The following is a 15723-nucleotide window of genomic DNA, read 5'->3' as shown; positions in this document are numbered from 1 at the left end:
TTACCTCCTGTTTTTACAGGTGTCTTGACACCTATATTTACACAGATTTAGAATTATGACAAGAGATTTTCATAGTTTAAGAGGAACTTCTGACTTTTTGAACGATTTAATTAAGAAGAGAAAGCAGGTGGGGAACATTAAATATTTCGATTACGCAGCATCTTGTCCGCTTGACAAGGAAGCGGCAGATGCCTATATAAAAGCCTCAACTGAATACTTTGGCAATTCCCGCAGCCTTCACGATACCGGGAGCGCAGCAGAAGGGCTTCTTGAAAATTGCAGGATGGAATTGGCAGGCATTTTAGGCGTTAAGAGTGAAGGAATCTATTTTACCAGCGGAGGTACGGAAAGCAATTTTCTTGCAATAGCTGCGTTGCTGTCCGCCTCTGAAAAATCAGGAAAACATATCATAACTGGAATCGCGGAACATTCATCCATTCATAGTGTTTTAGAAAAATTGCGCCTTGAGAAAGGGTATGAAATTACAAAAATTCCCTTTGGCTCAGATGGCCGTATAGACCTGAAAAAATTAAGTTCCGCCATCAGGGATGACACCGTCTTAGTTACCATACAGCACGGTAATTCTGAAATCGGAACATTGCAGCCTCTCCATGAGATCAGCGAGCTCTGCAGGGAAAGACAAATAATGCTGCATAGTGATTGTGTCCATACGTTTGGCAAATCAGATTTAAAAGAAGTCGCCCGCTGCGCTGATAGCCTGTCCTTTTCTGCACATAAATTTTACGGGCCAAAAGGGGTCGGAGGGGTTTACTTAAAACCAGGCATGCGGTGGAGTTCCTTCTTACCCGGAATTTCACATGAAAAGGGATTCAGGCCTGGCACTGTAAATCTTCCGGGGATTGTCGGGATGACAGTGGCTGCTCAGAAAGCTTATATAAATTTGAGCAAGCATAACAGCCATTTCCAAATGCTGCGAGAAATACTCCTGAAGGAACTTGAACCTGCACAGGAGAAATTCATAATATACGATTTTTCAGGCTCTTACCAGCTTTCATCTACTTTGGGACTTCGGCTAAAAGGGGTGGAAGGTCAATACATCATGCTCGAATGCAATAGGCTTGGATTTGCCATATCTACTGGAAGTGCATGCAGTACAGGCCTGCAAACAGTTTCTAAAACGATGGAGGCACTGGGTATTGCAGATAAAAAAGGCAAAGAATTTATCAGGATTTCTTTCGGATGGAATACATCTGCTGAGGACGCCAAGGCATTGGGGGAAAAGCTTGCTATCATGGCCAGGGAACTCGTACCGCTCTAATTTTTTCTTCTGCCGTTCCTTATGTTAGAATGAGACATTATCGGATTATAAGGGTGAGAAAATATGAATGAACAAAAAAAGGTGCTCGGAGAAGAGCGGAGGACCTTTCTGCTTCAGCTGCTGAAAGAAAGCGGGCAGCCCATTACAGGAGGCGAGCTTGCAGCAAAAACAAATGTAAGCAGACAGGTAATTGTTGGGGATATCACTCTTTTAAAAGCAAGAAAAGAGCCAATCATTGCCACGAGCCAGGGTTATATGTATCTTCATCAGGCTTCTCCTGCATCAGCAGCGGAGCGGGTCATTGCCTGTCATCATGACCCCGCGAGGACTGAAGAGGAATTGAATCTGCTTGTCGATCATGGAGTTACAGTAAAAGATGTAAGAATTGAACATCCCGTCTATGGTGACTTAACAGCATCGGTTATGGTATCTACCCGCCAGGAAGTCAAGCAATTTATGGAGAAAATTACTTCCACAAAGGCTGCTTTCTTATCAGAATTAACAGACGGCATCCACCTCCATACTCTATCCGCAGCCTCAGAACGGAAACTCGATGAAGCTGAGAAATTATTAAAAGAAGCGGGATTTCTTATTAACCTGGAATAGCTCTAAATACAAAAAGGACCCGGATATGTATTTGCCGGATCCTTTTTGTTTATTCCTGCAGAACTCTGCTGTTCTTATTCCGAAGCTGAAAATACGGATAGCTGCCCAAAACCTTAACACTGCAGCCCAATGCCTCCAATTCAGCTGCTGCCCCAGGGATCAGGACGTCATCCAGTTTCATATCCACATCAATGATAAAGAAATAATTCCCTAATCCAGTTTTCATCGGCCTTGATTCAATCTTAGTCAAGTTGAGCTTCCTCCAGGCAAATGCCGAAAGCACCTGATGAAGAGCCCCTGATCGGTCAGCCGGCAGCGTCACCATAACAGTCGTCTTGTGCCCTGCAAATTCCTTGCGGTCTTCGCTGATTGACAGTTCTTTATTGGCTAAAACAATGAACTTTGTATGGTTATAATCAAAATCATGGATATCTTCTCTAACGATCGCCAATCCATATACTTCTGCAGCTAATTCATTAGCTATTGCGCCTGCCCGCATATCTGGATTTTCTTTTACAAATTGAGCTGCGGCTGCGGTGGAAGTAGTGCTTTCACAAGGGATACCTTTCAGCTCTTTATGCAGAAATTTATGGCATTGTGCAATTGCATGGGAATGACTATAAACCACATCTGTTTTATCCCACTCCTTAACATGAGCTGGATGAACCATAAAATGCTGGCGAATAGGAGCTGTCAGTTCGCCGATTATCGGAAAATCTACTTCATGGATTAAATAGTCCAATGTAATGTTCACTGAGCCTTCCAATGCGTTTTCAAGAGGAACTACCGCCAGCTCTATTTCATTCTCATTTAAAGCATCAAAACAGGCAGGTATTGTTGGGTAGGCAACGGCTGTCTCATTAGGGAACAAGCTCCTGGCTGCAATATCTGTAAAAGTGGCTTTAGGTCCTAAAAATCCTAACTTCACGGTAATTACCTCCTTACTATTCAGACTTATTATAAATCACTGAAAATTTTCTTTATACTTTATTACTTTAACATATGTATGTGATTTGCAAAATGAAAAATGAAAAAAGGGCAGGGTACAGAGCACATTTTTTCATGCACCCGTTCCCAGCACCTCTACTTTTTCTACAAACTCCAATTTTCGAAGCCTTGCCAATAGTTCCTCAATCTCGATGCCCATTTCAGTTACATTCAGGGAAAGCGTGACATTTGCCCTTCCCTGAAGGGGAATGGTCTGGTGAATGGTTAAGACATTGCACCCCGATGAAGCCACAACGCCCAATAAATGTGATAAAGTCCCGGACCTGTCTTCCAGGTGAAAGAATAAAGTGATCAGCCGTTCTTTAACAACAGTATGAAAAGGGAACACAGTGTCTCTATATTTATAAAAAGCACTTCTGCTCAAATCAACTTTCTGGACAGCATCCCAAACCGATTCGGCTTTTCCCCTTTCGATCATTTCCTTCGCATCCAACGTTTTCTTCATGGCTTCAGGCAAAACATCTTCGCGAACCAAATAAAATTTCTTATCGAATCTATCTTTTCTCATTTCTCCACCCCGTCAATCGAGAAGGTTAGTCAATAAACTCGAATTCATAATCAAGCAGCTTAACGATATCACCGTCTTTTGCTCCTTTTTCACGAAGAGCATCATCCACACCCATGCCGCGCAGCTGTCTGGCAAACCTGCGGACAGATTCATCTCTTGAGAAGTCTGTCATCTTAAAGAGTTTTTCAATAGCATCGCCTGATACCACGAATACTCCTGCAGGGTCTCTCGTGATGACAAATTCAGTCTGCTCAGCTTCATGCTTGTAAAGAACGCGGTGGACACCTGTATCTTCCTCTTCTTCATGTGACAGCGGGAATTCAGGGGTTTCTTCAACCTTATCTGCAACGGCAAATAATAAATCTCTTAACCCTTGTCTTGTTAAAGCGGATATCGGGAAAATCGGATAATCTTCATCAAGCTGTTCCTTGAATTTTTTTAGATTTTCCTCTGCATCAGGCATGTCCATTTTATTAGCCACAATGATTTGTGGCCTTTCTGTGAGACGCAGGTTATATTCTTTTAATTCTTTATTGATCGTTAGATAGTCTTGAAAAGGATCTCTGCCCTCAACAGCAGCCATATCGATAACATGAACAATAACCCTTGTTCTTTCAATATGCCGCAAAAACTGATGGCCAAGTCCTACTCCCGAATGGGCGCCTTCAATTAATCCAGGCAAGTCTGCCATAACAAAGCTGCGTCCATCTTCAGTCTCAACCATTCCCAGATTCGGAGCAATTGTCGTAAAGTGGTATTCTGCAATCTTCGGTCTTGCCGATGATACAACGGATAGCAAAGTCGATTTTCCGACGCTTGGAAAGCCTACTAAACCAACATCCGCTAAAAGCTTGAGCTCCAGCACAACATCCCGTTCCTGGCCTGGTTCGCCATGTTCGGACAATTCAGGAGCAGGGTTAGCAGGTGTCGCAAATCGGGTATTACCCCTGCCTCCGCGGCCTCCGCGTGCTATGACGGCTCTTTGCCCGTGCTCAGTCAGATCTGCGATTACTTCCCCTGACTCAGCATCTGTTACGACTGTTCCCGGCGGTACTTTAACAATCATGTCTTTTGAATTTCTTCCATGCTGGTTCTTGGACATGCCATGCTCACCGCGGGGAGCTTTAAAGTGGCGCTGATAACGGAAATCCATTAACGTGCGCAATCCTTCATTCACTTCAAAAACAACATTGGCACCCTTGCCGCCATCTCCGCCGGCCGGGCCTCCGTTCGGCACATATTTTTCCCGGCGGAAAGCAACCATTCCGTTGCCCCCGTCCCCGCCTTTAACATAAACTTTGACTTGATCGACAAACATATATAAATTCCTCCCGTCTGCAGTATGTCCCGATTGTCTGGCATTCAGCCAGATTATCGGCACTGACCGGATCCGCTTCTTTCACTTAAGAAATGCCCAGCCTGCAGAGTTTCACACTTAGTATTGCTTTTTTTGACGGAAATCACTCTCTGCCATTCGCAATGAATGGCACAAATAATTCCAGTGCAAGCTCCTCTTCAGCTAATTCCTGAACAGCAGCCGTTATGACAGTGTTCTTCTTTTTAAAGAACTTCTCCAATTGATCCATATCTGTTAGTATTCCGCTAAAATCAAAAAAGAAACGAGCTCCTTCTTTTTCATGCCTGATGGATACAGATAAATGATTATCATGGTAAGGCTTTACTGATGAGTCCAAAATGGCCAAAAAAGAGCCTGTCCACTCAGAAAGGACAGAGTCATCCAACCGTCCGGCAATGGGATCATCGAGCACCTCATATTCAAGCAGAAAGTAGTGGTTCTCCCAATTATAAGTTAATAAAAGCGAAGCAAAACCAGGAAGATTCAAATTCGAAAGTCTTGCCTCCTGCTGTGCTTCCACCACAATTTCATCTATGATTTCCTTAGCCCTGTCTATCTTATTAAGGGAAAGGTTGCCTTTAATTAATTGTATTTTATTCAGCCAGTCATGCCGGGCATGACGCAGCACTTCAATCATATTCCAGTCTTTTTCCATATATGCACTCCTGTATGGTTATTAGGCTGTCAGAAGACTGTGCTTGCTGTAAGTATATCAAAAAACATAGGTACAGTAAGCAAATTTATGATAAATAAGAAAATATTGCTTATGCGATGAAGAGCTGCAGTCTTCAGCTGCTATAAATTCATCAGATAATATTTGAAGTGCACCAGCGGGTTTTTGCCAAAAAAAGAAAACCCTAACCTTGTGGGGCTAGGGTTTTCTCGAAAAGGCTTACGCCTCTTGAGCTGCAGGATATACGCTCACTTGCTTGCGGTCACGTCCAAGACGCTCGAATTTAACCACACCGTCAACTTTCGCGAAAAGTGTGTCATCGCCGCCTTTACCCACGTTTACACCTGGGTAGATCTTAGTACCGCGCTGACGGTACAGGATTGAGCCGCCAGTAACGAATTGTCCGTCCGCACGCTTAGCGCCAAGACGCTTAGAGATTGAATCACGGCCGTTCTTAGTAGAACCTACTCCCTTTTTAGAAGCGAACAACTGAAGATCTAATTTTAATAGCATTTATTCCACCTCCTGCTTTTTGAAGGTAATTTTTATATACTTTCCGTAGTCCTCTTCAATCGTCTGCAATGAAACAACCATGCCTTCAAGCAGAAGCTGCACTTTCTCCTTCATGTCATCCTGAAGACCAGGAAGGACACAGCGGAGAAAACCTTCTCCATGGCTGATCTCTGGTGTCACGCCGGTTAGGGCATGGACAGCATTAATGGCACCGATGGAAACGGCAGATACGCCTGCACAGACAATATCCTTGCCTCTGTTTGCGAAGAATGCATGACCGCTTATTTCAAACGAATGAATACTTTCGGAATCTTTACGAATAATCGTTACTTCAATCATCTTAAATCGCCTGATTAAGCGTTGATTTTTTCAATCACAACTTTAGTATAAGGCTGACGATGACCTTGCTTCTTACGATAGTTTTTCTTCGCTTTGTATTTGAATACAGTGATTTTCTTTTGACGGCCTTGTTTTTCAACTTTAGCTGTAACAGTAGCACCATCAACTACAGGGCTTCCTACTTTTACGCTGTCTCCGCCAACGAAAAGAACCTTTTCAAAAGTAACTGTTTCGCCTGCTTCAGCGTTAAGCTTTTCGATGTAGATAGCTTGACCTTCTTCTACACGTAATTGCTTACCGCCAGTTTCGATAATCGCGTACATGAACTGCACCTCCTCTTAGACTAAGACTCGCCATCCCAGGCGCCGACACGAAATGCGGGCTTATGTACCTGTTCTGTGCGGTTGTAGCACGGGTGCGCTACAAACATAACATAAAAATCCTATCATAGAATGATTAATCATGTCAATAAGAATTATATGATTCTCTTTGTTTGCACCTAAAAGTCACTATTTTGCGTGCCTATACAATTATAATGCTAATGGGGCTATTAGGGAAGTGGGAAATACTGCACTAAGAAAAGCGCAAGTGCCTTGGTCACGAAGGAACGCAGACTAAGATTGCCACGTCCTGTGGCAATCTTAGTCTGCATGACCCGCATCCTGCGGGCCTCACCTCGAGGGGGCAGGCTGCTTGCGCTAGACAGTTATCGAAGTCAAAGTTATACTTTCTTATCTGTAAAAAAAGCAGGCGGGTCGCTTAACCCAGCCTGCTTTGAACTATCCGAGCTCATTAGCACTGCCAAACTTTCGGATTTCATAAAACGGCCTGCTATTTTCCTTAATGGAAAAAATAATTTTTAAGCCAATGCTGTCTTCGATTCTTTTTTTGTGGTCATCATCTTCCCCTGAGAATACCGCTGCTGTGTCTGTGGTGGTTTCGATCAGGACAGCTTCATGGTCATTGCCCCGATGTTCCCACAGTTCTCTTTCCAGCCTGAAGGCAATGGTCTCAGCACTCAGCACTCTTCCGGTGCCCTCGCATACTTGGCACCTTTTAGTAAGTGATTCTGAAATGGCCGGTCTCGTTTTCTTGCGGGTCATCTGAAGGATCCCTAGAGGGGAGAATCCAACAAGATTCGTGCGTCTTTCATCTTTTTTCAGCGCGTTTTCCATTATGGCAAGAATATGTTTCCTGTCGGATGCTTCTTTCATATCAATAAAATCGATTAGGATCATGCCGCCAATATCACGGAGCCTGATCTGTCTTGCAGCTTCTTCCGCCGCCATTTCATTGGTTTTTAGCACAGTGTCCCTGCGGTCCTGTTTACCGGCGAACTTCCCGGTATTGACATCGATGACTGTTAAAGCTTCTGCTTCATCAAAAATAAGATATGCCCCATTTTCAAGCCAGACAATTCGTTTCAGCGCCTTATCAATTTCAGCTTCGGCATTAAAAGCAGAAAAGATATTTTCCTTGCCCGTGTACAGCTGAACTGGCAGGCCCGTGTTTTTCACGAGCACATTCTTCAGTGATAAATCGTCCACAGTGATTTCACCGTCAGCCATTTTCTTCGCCTCTTCGATAATTTCCTTAATAAAAGAATCCGCTTCATACACTTTTCCCGGCTTCTTTTTCATTTCCGCTTCTCTTAAAAGGTCACTGTACTCCAGCCTGAGCTTCTCCAGTTCATCCATTAGCTCATACTCTTTCCTGCTGACGCAGGATGTTCTGAAAATCAGACCTTCATTCTCTTCTTTAGCACGATAGCCAAATTGACGCCAGTTTTCTCTTGCTTTACTATCCTCAATTTTCTTGGAAACAGCAACATAACGGCCGTTTGGCATGTATATCAGTGACTCTCCTGAAAATTCAATTAAACCAGACAATCTTGGTCCTTTCGTGCCCGCAGCGTCCTTTTCAACTTGAACAAGTATCCTTTCTCCCTGATGGACAAAAGAAGAAATGCTCCGTTTTTCCTTCACTTGCAAATCCTCGGCAGAACAAACATAAGATGCCAGTTTGTCCCGGTGAAGGAATCCGCTTTGATCTTCACCTATCTCTACAAAAGCTGCATTCAATCCAGGCATTACTTTTGCAACGGTGCCCAAGTATATATCCCCAACTGCTGAACGATGCTTCGGCTGGTCAATAAATAGCTTTTCGACTCTATTATCTTTTAAATGCACAAACCGGCGCTCTCTTGATGCATAATTTACAACTAACTTATCCAAAACGATTTCCTCACTTTAAAACATTATTTATTCATGTTAATCAAAATTTGCTCTTCAGTAAACATAAAGTAAATCCCCTATTTTAGCTGTCAGCACTTTTTCCGCAAAGCATGCATGCAGCAGTTCATTTTCATCTAATGCACCCTTTTCTTTCCCGTCCTTTTCAACAATGATGGGGTGCTTGCATCCTCGCTGAAATCTTTCCAGCACGTCAATAACCAATTCCTCTTCCCGGACAACGATTGGCTTCAATGTCCGAAAGTCGCTGTGCTTCCCATAATACCTTTCGAGAAGAAAACGGATAAACACGAACCGGCTCTGCTTCCATTCATGATATAGCGAAAACACCAAAAAAGCGAGGATTACCCAAATATTCAAGTTAACCGGAGAGGTCAGCAAAGTTAGTATAATAAAACTGATTAGACCCGCAGCCGAAATGAAAAGTGTTTTTCTGTGCGCTTCCGGAAATGCCTGATTAAGAGAAAGCCATAAGAAAACAAGCTTTCCTCCATCCAATGGCCAGACAGGGAGCAGGTTAAAAATTAAAATCATTAAATTAAATTGAATAAACAGATGAAAGATATCAGCAGACAGCCAGGAAAGCTCATAAAATAGCAGCGCCGCCCCCATCATCCATATATGCTGAAGCGGCCCTGCTATAATGACTATAATCTCCTCTTTCAGCGGCCGGTTCCCGTGTTCATCCATTTCCGCTACACCGCCAAATGGCAGGAGGGCAATCTTTTTTATTCTCCAGGAATAGAAGGATGCAGCTGCGGCATGGCCCATTTCATGAACAAAGATAATCAGCAGCAGCATGCATAATTCCATAAAATGAGCAGTCGCAACAGATAGTCCGATAATCGCCCATAACAAAGGATGTATATGAATATGTGTAATTAACCCTGTTATTTTATTCAAATGGGATCACCTGGATCGGATCTATAAAATCATCATCTTTTTTAATCGCGAAATAAAAAGAGCCTTTTTCAGCATTACCGGCGTCACCTGCCGTACCAATACCTGTTCCTTTTTCGACGTATTGATATAAATTCACATTAATTTCAGCCAAATTGCCATACCAGGACTCACTTTTATCACCATGCTGAATAATGACCGTATTTCCGAAACCATCCTTCTTTCCGGCGAACCGCACAAGCCCTTCACTCATTGCTTCAATGGAAGCTTCCTTTCCTGTTTCGATTGTTATTCTCTGTCCATTATCATCAAATTCTTCCAGGATCTTTGCAGAAGCAGGCAATGCATATTCGCTGTTTTCTTCAACGTTCTTCTCATCACTTTTGCCATCTGAAAATGGCAGCAGAGCAAGCGGTTTACCAAATTGTTCTTCATACCAGCCGGAAACAGCGGCGAATTGAAAATCCTTCTCCATTGCTGTCTTTACAAAATCTCTTGCAGGATCAAAAGTCGCTGCCTGGTTTTTAAAAAGAATGGCAGCGAATAAAAAAACACAGGCAGAAGCAAGCAATTTGAAAAAAAATAGTTCTTTGCGAAATAAAGGGTGGTGTCCCTCTTCAAGCTTGCTTTCGTATGAGGGCAGCTTATTAAACCCGTACCGCTCTTCGTCTTCTGTCCACAGAACCGTTGAGTCTTTCTTTTTCGAGAATCTTTCTTTGTCCTTTTTTCTCCGCTCGATTCTCTTGCGTATTTCATCCGCTCTTGAATTCATGATATCCCCACCATTTCTATATAACTCTATTTGTACAAGTTTATGAGTTGTCCAAATAGAGTATGACTTGAAGTGGTGTCCTGAATAAAAAAATAAACCGGAGATGGCTCCCCGGCTTTGGTTCAATTGATATTATTACTTTACTCCAAAAAACTTTTTCAGTTTTGAAAATACACCTTTATTCTCTTCTTCAAGAGGCTGAAGGGGTACAGCTTCACCAAGGATTCTGCGGGCGATATTACGGTAGGAAACCGAAGCTTTGCTGTTAGGGTTTAAAGCAATGGGCTCACCATGATTTGATGCCTTGATTACTTCATCATCATCTGCCACAATTCCGATTAAATCAATCGACAAATGCGCAGTTACTTCATCAACATCAAGCATGTCGCCATTTTTCATCATATGGCTTCTAATTCTATTTATTACCAGTTTAGGAGCCTCTACATTTTCTTCTTTTTCAAGCAAGCCGATAATCCGGTCGGCATCACGCACAGCTGAAACTTCCGGAGTGGTTACAACAATTGCTTTATCTGCACCGGCAACCGCATTCTTGTACCCCTGCTCTATTCCGGCAGGGCAGTCTATAACAATATAATCATAATCCTGCTTTAATTCATCGACCAGCTTTTTCATTTGTTCGGGTGTAACAGCTGTCTTATCACTTGTTTGAGCAGCAGGAAGCAAATACAGCAGATCTTCAAATCGTTTGTCTTTAACCACAGCCTGATGTATTTTGCACCGGCCTTCCACTACATCGACCAGATCATAAATAATGCGGTTTTCAAGCCCCATTACCACATCAAGATTTCGAAGGCCAATGTCTGTATCCACCAGGCACACTCTTTTTCCCTGAAGGGCCAGAGCAGTACCTACATTTGCGGAAGTAGTCGTTTTTCCGACTCCGCCTTTTCCGGACGTAATGACAATCGCTTCTCCCATCCTAGCTTCCCCCTTGCAATCTAGTTATATTAGGTCTTAGATGCATCAAAACTTGTAATCGATCTACTGTAATTTGATCATTTTCATCAATGTAAGCACATTCCATTTCCCGTTTTTCTTCCTCCTGATCATTGTCAGGGGCACGGTTAATACAATTGCTGATTCTTAACTGGGACGGCTTCATAAGAGAAGCTACCACCACGGCTTCATTATTTCCATGGCATCCGGCATGGGCTATGCCTTTTAGAGCCCCCATAACAAAGATGTTTCCTCCTGCCATAACAGTGCCTCCTGGATTTACGTCTCCGATAAGAAGCAAATCTCCAGGAGTTTCGAGAACCTGCCCCGAACGAATCACCTTCGCCACAGATACAATTTCGTTTTCTTCCTTCTGTTTTTCAGCTTCTTCTTTGGTAATGACATTGGAGCTTATAGACTCAACAATCAGGTTCTTCTTTTGCCTGATTAACTCCTTCAATTCTTCCTGCTGCTCTTCTGTGAGATAACGGTTGCCGACTTGTACCCTAACGGAAAGAAGCCGGTCTTCAACAGATCTGGAGTTTTCTGAAAGCTTTCTGTCAAGCTCTTTCTTAAGCTCTCCATAAGAGCAGGAATCATCAAGATGCAAAGTCAGTCCATCTTTCGTGCCTTTTATAGTAACGTTTTGGTTTTTTTTCATTTCAAGATGTTCACCTCAATGATAAGAAACACATTCGTGCTGATGCACTCTATTTTTAAGCAGACTTTTACTTCAAATACAGCCCGCCGAGAGATTTTATAAAAAGTATGTCGATTTTCCTTATCCTTATTTGCACATAAAGGTAGAATTCGACAGAAACCTTCTAAATCCCTTTTTTACTGAAAATTATTCATTTAAAAGAAACCGGAGTAATCCGGTTTCTTTCTCTCATTGTGAAATTATATCACTTCAGACAATTATTCGTTTAAGCTATCTGCAAATTTTTCAGAAAGTCTTTTAAATGGGTAGACAGCTATAATAATAAAAATGGCATTCAATATCAGAGTAGGCAGGAGACGGGACGAAAGAAAGACTGCAAATTCCATATCAGTATGGTGAATTAGTAAGTTCATCTGGTAAACACCGGCCTCAAGGAGGGTGATGCCCAAAAGCACAATTATGGAAGCCATCGCTATATTCGTCTGAAGAATTCTCATTAGTTTGGTTGTAATAAAAGCAATGACCGGAAATAGAAACAAATAAATGCCGATAATTTCAACATATACAATATCAAAAAGCATCCCGAATAATAGGCCGTAAAGAATTCCATGCTTTTTCGAGCCAAAAATGGTCAAAAAAAGCAATGCAGCCATCAGAAAGCGGGGAACTGCTATTTTTCCGCTGCCTAATAAATCATGCGGAGTTACTTGAACAAATATGCTTTCACCAATAAATAAGGCCAGGAGAATGAGAGGAAGAAGGAATCTTCTCACAGTTCCTCCTCCTTCTCATCAACCATTTCCAATAGTTCAGGCTGTGATGCCCCTCTTTTAACGACCATTACATGTCCGATATCATAAAAGTCTGCTCCTGGCTTAACATATGCAGTTTGAGTCAGACCAAATTCATCCGGAACAACATCTACAACCTTCCCAATCGGCAGACTCTCAGGGAAAACACCGCCCAGACCTGATGTAATAACGTTTTGATCCTTTTCAACCTTCGCATCATAAGGAATCTTCTTAAGCAAAAGAAGACCTTTATCATCATCATAGCCTTCAATCAGACCGAAAAAGTTTTTCTCGCCTGCCTGAATCTTAGCTGAGATGCGATTGGTCGGATCCATTGAACTAAGAAGCTGGACGGTTGAAGTAAATGTATTGCTGCTTTTTACTTTGCCAATCAGGCCTTTTGAGGTAATGACCGCCATGTCCGGTTCAATTCCGGCATTTTTCCCCTTATTGATAATAAGCAACTCATGCCATCTGTCGGGATTTCTTCCTATTACTGTTGCCTGCTTTGGCTCAAATTCACTTAAAGAATCTTTCTTATCCAAAATCTCTTGAAGTTCCGTATTATCCTTTTTCAGCCTCTGAACCTCAGACTCAAGTCTTGCAAGTTCATCCAGCCTTTTTTTCAGATCTTTATTTTCTTTGTATGTATTTTGCAAGTCTTCGACATTTTCAAAGAATCCTGCCACATAATTCACGGGGCTGGAAACAGCATTTTGTATAAACCCGGTAGTATCTTTTAAAAATTGTTCAGGCCAGGTCAAATTTTCTCTATCCTTTAAAGAAAATCCAATCAATGCCACGAGAATAATAATGCTGACAAGCAAAATAATCAGGCGTTTGTTCAGAAAGAACTGTGGCATTCTTTACACCTCGAATAGTATTTTTTCAGGAAATCCTGCGCCATTTAGGCACTGCTCAACAAAATATAACATATATCTGCAGAGATATCATTTGAAGCTCAATAAAAAACCAAATTTGAGCCCATGCACTTTAAAGAAGTGAATGGGCTTTATTATTTTACTTATTCAGAACTCTATTATCGCAGTCTAACGGGCAGTAGTACCCTCATTTCAATTATTTATCGGAAAATCACAGGAGGATAAGTTGGGTCAAACTGCCCATAAAGGCCCGATTGGTTCAACTAACAATCAGTGTGGATAAAAAACCTCCCCCACTGATTGAAGTTTCACTTTATCTGGATTCTTTAGCTTTTGTTTTGAATAAATCGATATGATCAAGAGCTTTTCCGGTCCCAATTGCAACACAGTCCAATGGATTTTCTGCAATAAGGACAGGCATTTTCGTTTCTTCACTGATTACCTTGTCCAGATTTCGAAGAAGCGCTCCACCGCCAGTCAGGACAATACCCCGGTCCATAATATCTGCTGCCAGTTCAGGAGGAGTTTTTTCAAGAGTGTTTTTTACTGCATCCACAATCGCATATACTGTATCATTCAATGCTTTCGAGATTTCATCAGCAGTAATTTCAATTGTTTTTGGCAAACCTGTCAACAGATCGCGTCCGCGAATTTCCATGTTTTCGACGCCATCCGGATCACCGGCAGAGCCTACCTCCACTTTAATTGTTTCTGCTGTACGGTCACCGATCATCAGGTTGTAATTTTTGCGGATATAATTGATAATCGCATCATCCATTTCATCACCGGCAATGCGGATCGATTGGCTTGTAACAATTCCGCCCAAGGAAATGATGGCTACTTCCGTAGTTCCTCCACCTATATCAACCACCATGCTTCCTGTAGGTTCCCAAACAGGAAGATTAGCTCCGATTGCTGCGGCGAACGGCTCTTCGATGGTATAAGCATCGCGAGCGCCTGCCTGGCGGGTTGCATCGACAACCGCGCGCTCTTCAACGGCTGTAATACCTGATGGTACACAAACCATTACATACGGCTTCCCTGAGAAAAAGCCCTTATTTTTATTGGCTTGTTTAATATAATATTTCATCATGACAGCGGTGGTCTCATAATCGGCAATAACGCCATCCTTCATTGGACGCAGCGCAACAATATTGCCGGGAGTACGACCGATCATATTTTTAGCGTCATTACCGACGGCTACAATATTTTTAGTATCTGTCTGCAGTGCAACTACTGACGGCTCTCTGACAACAATTCCTTTTCCTTTAACATAGACAAGTGTATTAGCTGTTCCTAAATCTATTCCAAGGTCTCTAGTACCGATTCCAAACATAAATGGTATCTCCCTTTCTGATACAAATTGCTCATTTTCCTAAGTAAGGTTTTTTAATGGAATTTTCTTTTATTTTTCTAGTACAATCCGCCTCCAAAAATGCAAGGCATCTCAAAAATCATAACCAATATTATATCTTAACGTCAAACAAAAACATAGTGTTATAAATACCCTTTTTCCTTTAAACTGACAAATTTATTTTCACCGATGATCAGATGGTCCAGCACATCGATGCCGATTATTTTTCCGGACTCTGCAAGTCTTTTGGTTACTTCAATGTCTTCCCTGCTTGGAGTCGGATCGCCGCTCGGATGATTATGAATGCAGATGATGGACGCAGCCGACCTGCGAAATGCCTCCTTAAAGACCTCTCTGGGATGTACGATTGAAGCGTTCAGGCTTCCAATAAAGATGGTCTGCTTATGAAGCACCTGATTTTTTGTATTTAAATAAAGGCATACAAAATGCTCCTGAGACAAAAATCGCATTTCATGCATGACATAATTTGCCCCATCCTCAGGCGAACGGATAATATACCTGTCATCATATGTGAGCTTTGAAATTCTCCGGCCAATTTCAACTGCTGCCAGCAACTGAATTGCCTTTGCCGATCCTATTCCTTTAATGGCCGTTATTTCATCCAGGGATGCATCCTTTAACAGCCGAAGTCCTTCAAATTGGGTAAGAAGCCTATTCGCTAATTGCAGAACTGATTCATCTTTCGTGCCTGTTCTGAGTAATATTGCTATCAGTTCGTGATTGGACAAGCTCTCTGGACCATTTTGGACAAAGCGCTCACGAGGGCGCTCATCCTGAGGAAAATCTTTAATTAAAAGAGAATCTGTTTGCATATTGTCCTCCCTAAACTCTGGGCTCAGGGAGCTGAAGAT

Annotated in this window: 18 protein-coding genes and 1 other annotated feature; of the genes, 2 read left to right on the top strand and 16 right to left on the bottom strand. The window is 42.3% G+C overall.

The features are described from left to right. Positions 1 to 127: 127 nt before the first annotated feature. Together BK139_RS05525 and BK139_RS05520 are read left to right on the top strand one after the other, a co-directional pair. Positions 128 to 1279, top strand: a complete 1152-nt coding sequence (locus tag BK139_RS05525; protein WP_286147998.1) for an IscS subfamily cysteine desulfurase — start codon at positions 128 to 130, stop codon at positions 1277 to 1279. 63 nt (positions 1280 to 1342) lie between these two features. After that, on the top strand, positions 1343 to 1885 hold the full coding sequence (locus BK139_RS05520) for a transcription repressor NadR (RefSeq protein ID WP_076257371.1): 543 nt from the start codon (positions 1343 to 1345) through the stop codon (positions 1883 to 1885). A gap of 49 nt (positions 1886 to 1934) precedes the next feature. Here the strand turns inward: BK139_RS05520 and pheA are convergent, their stop codons facing one another. The 16 genes from pheA to radC all read right to left on the bottom strand — a co-directional run bounded on the left by pheA (position 1935) and on the right by radC (position 15684). Continuing rightward, the gene (gene pheA / locus BK139_RS05515) at positions 1935 to 2813 is read right to left on the bottom strand and encodes a prephenate dehydratase (RefSeq protein ID WP_076257370.1); all 879 of its coding nucleotides are present in this window, start codon (positions 2811 to 2813) and stop codon (positions 1935 to 1937) included. A gap of 132 nt (positions 2814 to 2945) precedes the next feature. Then, a complete protein-coding gene (locus BK139_RS05510; protein ID WP_053434259.1) occupies positions 2946 to 3401 on the bottom strand; it encodes an ACT domain-containing protein in 456 nt (151 codons plus the stop codon). A 25-nt stretch (positions 3402 to 3426) separates the two neighbouring features. Further along, positions 3427 to 4719 carry a GTPase ObgE gene (obgE, locus tag BK139_RS05505; RefSeq protein ID WP_076257369.1) on the bottom strand — a complete coding sequence of 431 codons (1293 nt, stop codon included), beginning with the start codon at positions 4717 to 4719 and terminating at the stop codon, positions 3427 to 3429. Positions 4720 to 4861: 142 nt separating this feature from the next. Next, a complete protein-coding gene (locus BK139_RS05500) occupies positions 4862 to 5413 on the bottom strand; it encodes a sporulation initiation phosphotransferase B (RefSeq protein WP_076257368.1) in 552 nt (183 codons plus the stop codon). 237 nt (positions 5414 to 5650) lie between these two features. Further along, on the bottom strand, positions 5651 to 5944 hold the full coding sequence (gene rpmA, locus BK139_RS05495) for a 50S ribosomal protein L27 (protein WP_009333115.1): 294 nt from the start codon (positions 5942 to 5944) through the stop codon (positions 5651 to 5653). Continuing rightward, positions 5945 to 6283, bottom strand: coding sequence for a ribosomal-processing cysteine protease Prp (locus BK139_RS05490; protein ID WP_076257367.1), 339 nt, complete (start codon positions 6281 to 6283; stop codon positions 5945 to 5947). It lies immediately after the preceding gene. 14 nt (positions 6284 to 6297) lie between these two features. Further along, positions 6298 to 6606, bottom strand: a complete 309-nt coding sequence (gene rplU, locus BK139_RS05485; protein WP_076257366.1) for a 50S ribosomal protein L21 — start codon at positions 6604 to 6606, stop codon at positions 6298 to 6300. 13 nt (positions 6607 to 6619) lie between these two features. Then, positions 6620 to 6699 (bottom strand) — a sequence feature (ribosomal protein L21 leader region). Positions 6700 to 7062: 363 nt separating this feature from the next. Further along, the gene (locus tag BK139_RS05480) at positions 7063 to 8517 is read right to left on the bottom strand and encodes an Rne/Rng family ribonuclease (RefSeq protein WP_076257365.1); all 1455 of its coding nucleotides are present in this window, start codon (positions 8515 to 8517) and stop codon (positions 7063 to 7065) included. 54 nt (positions 8518 to 8571) lie between these two features. Continuing rightward, positions 8572 to 9438, bottom strand: coding sequence for a M50 family metallopeptidase (locus BK139_RS05475; protein WP_061791436.1), 867 nt, complete (start codon positions 9436 to 9438; stop codon positions 8572 to 8574). Beyond that, entirely contained in the window at positions 9431 to 10207 is a 777-nt protein-coding gene (locus tag BK139_RS05470) for a M23 family metallopeptidase (protein ID WP_076257364.1), read from the bottom strand. Before BK139_RS05470 ends, BK139_RS05475 begins: the two co-directional genes overlap by 8 nt. A gap of 135 nt (positions 10208 to 10342) precedes the next feature. Beyond that, a complete protein-coding gene (gene minD / locus BK139_RS05465) occupies positions 10343 to 11146 on the bottom strand; it encodes a septum site-determining protein MinD (protein ID WP_076257363.1) in 804 nt (267 codons plus the stop codon). A 1-nt stretch (position 11147) separates the two neighbouring features. Further along, entirely contained in the window at positions 11148 to 11825 is a 678-nt protein-coding gene (gene minC, locus BK139_RS05460; protein WP_048010999.1) for a septum site-determining protein MinC, read from the bottom strand. 257 nt (positions 11826 to 12082) lie between these two features. Continuing rightward, positions 12083 to 12598, bottom strand: coding sequence for a rod shape-determining protein MreD (gene mreD, locus BK139_RS05455; RefSeq protein ID WP_076257362.1), 516 nt, complete (start codon positions 12596 to 12598; stop codon positions 12083 to 12085). Then, positions 12595 to 13479, bottom strand: a complete 885-nt coding sequence (gene mreC / locus BK139_RS05450) for a rod shape-determining protein MreC (RefSeq protein WP_076257361.1) — start codon at positions 13477 to 13479, stop codon at positions 12595 to 12597. The genes mreD and mreC overlap by 4 nt, the downstream gene beginning before the upstream one ends. Before the next feature lie 331 nt (positions 13480 to 13810). Further along, on the bottom strand, positions 13811 to 14833 hold the full coding sequence (locus tag BK139_RS05445) for a rod shape-determining protein (protein ID WP_076257360.1): 1023 nt from the start codon (positions 14831 to 14833) through the stop codon (positions 13811 to 13813). Between the two features lie 161 nt (positions 14834 to 14994). Then, entirely contained in the window at positions 14995 to 15684 is a 690-nt protein-coding gene (radC, locus tag BK139_RS05440) for a RadC family protein (RefSeq protein ID WP_076257359.1), read from the bottom strand. Positions 15685 to 15723 lie beyond the last annotated feature (39 nt).

The organism is Paenibacillus sp. FSL R5-0490 (genome assembly GCF_001956215.1).
Taxonomy (GTDB): Bacteria; Bacillota; Bacilli; order Bacillales; family Cytobacillaceae; genus Cytobacillus.
The sequence above is the reverse complement of the archived record's forward strand: the minus strand, read 5'-3'. Positions and strand labels throughout refer to the sequence as shown.

Bases quoted from the DNA above. Each gene is read 5' to 3' on its own strand.
- mreC (WP_076257361.1), bottom strand. From the start codon at position 13,479: ATGCCACAGTTCTTTCTGAACAAACGCCTGATTATTTTGCTTGTCAGC.
- BK139_RS05510 (WP_053434259.1), bottom strand. From the start codon at position 3,401: ATGAGAAAAGATAGATTCGATAAGAAATTTTATTTGGTTCGCGAAGAT.
- BK139_RS05520 (WP_076257371.1), top strand. From the start codon at position 1,343: ATGAATGAACAAAAAAAGGTGCTCGGAGAAGAGCGGAGGACCTTTCTG.
- radC (WP_076257359.1), bottom strand. From the start codon at position 15,684: ATGCAAACAGATTCTCTTTTAATTAAAGATTTTCCTCAGGATGAGCGC.
- minC (WP_048010999.1), bottom strand. From the start codon at position 11,825: ATGAAAAAAAACCAAAACGTTACTATAAAAGGCACGAAAGATGGACTG.
- rplU (WP_076257366.1), bottom strand. From the start codon at position 6,606: ATGTACGCGATTATCGAAACTGGCGGTAAGCAATTACGTGTAGAAGAA.
- obgE (WP_076257369.1), bottom strand. From the start codon at position 4,719: ATGTTTGTCGATCAAGTCAAAGTTTATGTTAAAGGCGGGGACGGGGGC.
- rpmA (WP_009333115.1), bottom strand. From the start codon at position 5,944: ATGCTATTAAAATTAGATCTTCAGTTGTTCGCTTCTAAAAAGGGAGTA.
- BK139_RS05445 (WP_076257360.1), bottom strand. From the start codon at position 14,833: ATGTTTGGAATCGGTACTAGAGACCTTGGAATAGATTTAGGAACAGCT.
- BK139_RS05490 (WP_076257367.1), bottom strand. From the start codon at position 6,283: ATGATTGAAGTAACGATTATTCGTAAAGATTCCGAAAGTATTCATTCG.
- minD (WP_076257363.1), bottom strand. From the start codon at position 11,146: ATGGGAGAAGCGATTGTCATTACGTCCGGAAAAGGCGGAGTCGGAAAA.
- BK139_RS05500 (WP_076257368.1), bottom strand. From the start codon at position 5,413: ATGGAAAAAGACTGGAATATGATTGAAGTGCTGCGTCATGCCCGGCAT.
- BK139_RS05470 (WP_076257364.1), bottom strand. From the start codon at position 10,207: ATGAATTCAAGAGCGGATGAAATACGCAAGAGAATCGAGCGGAGAAAA.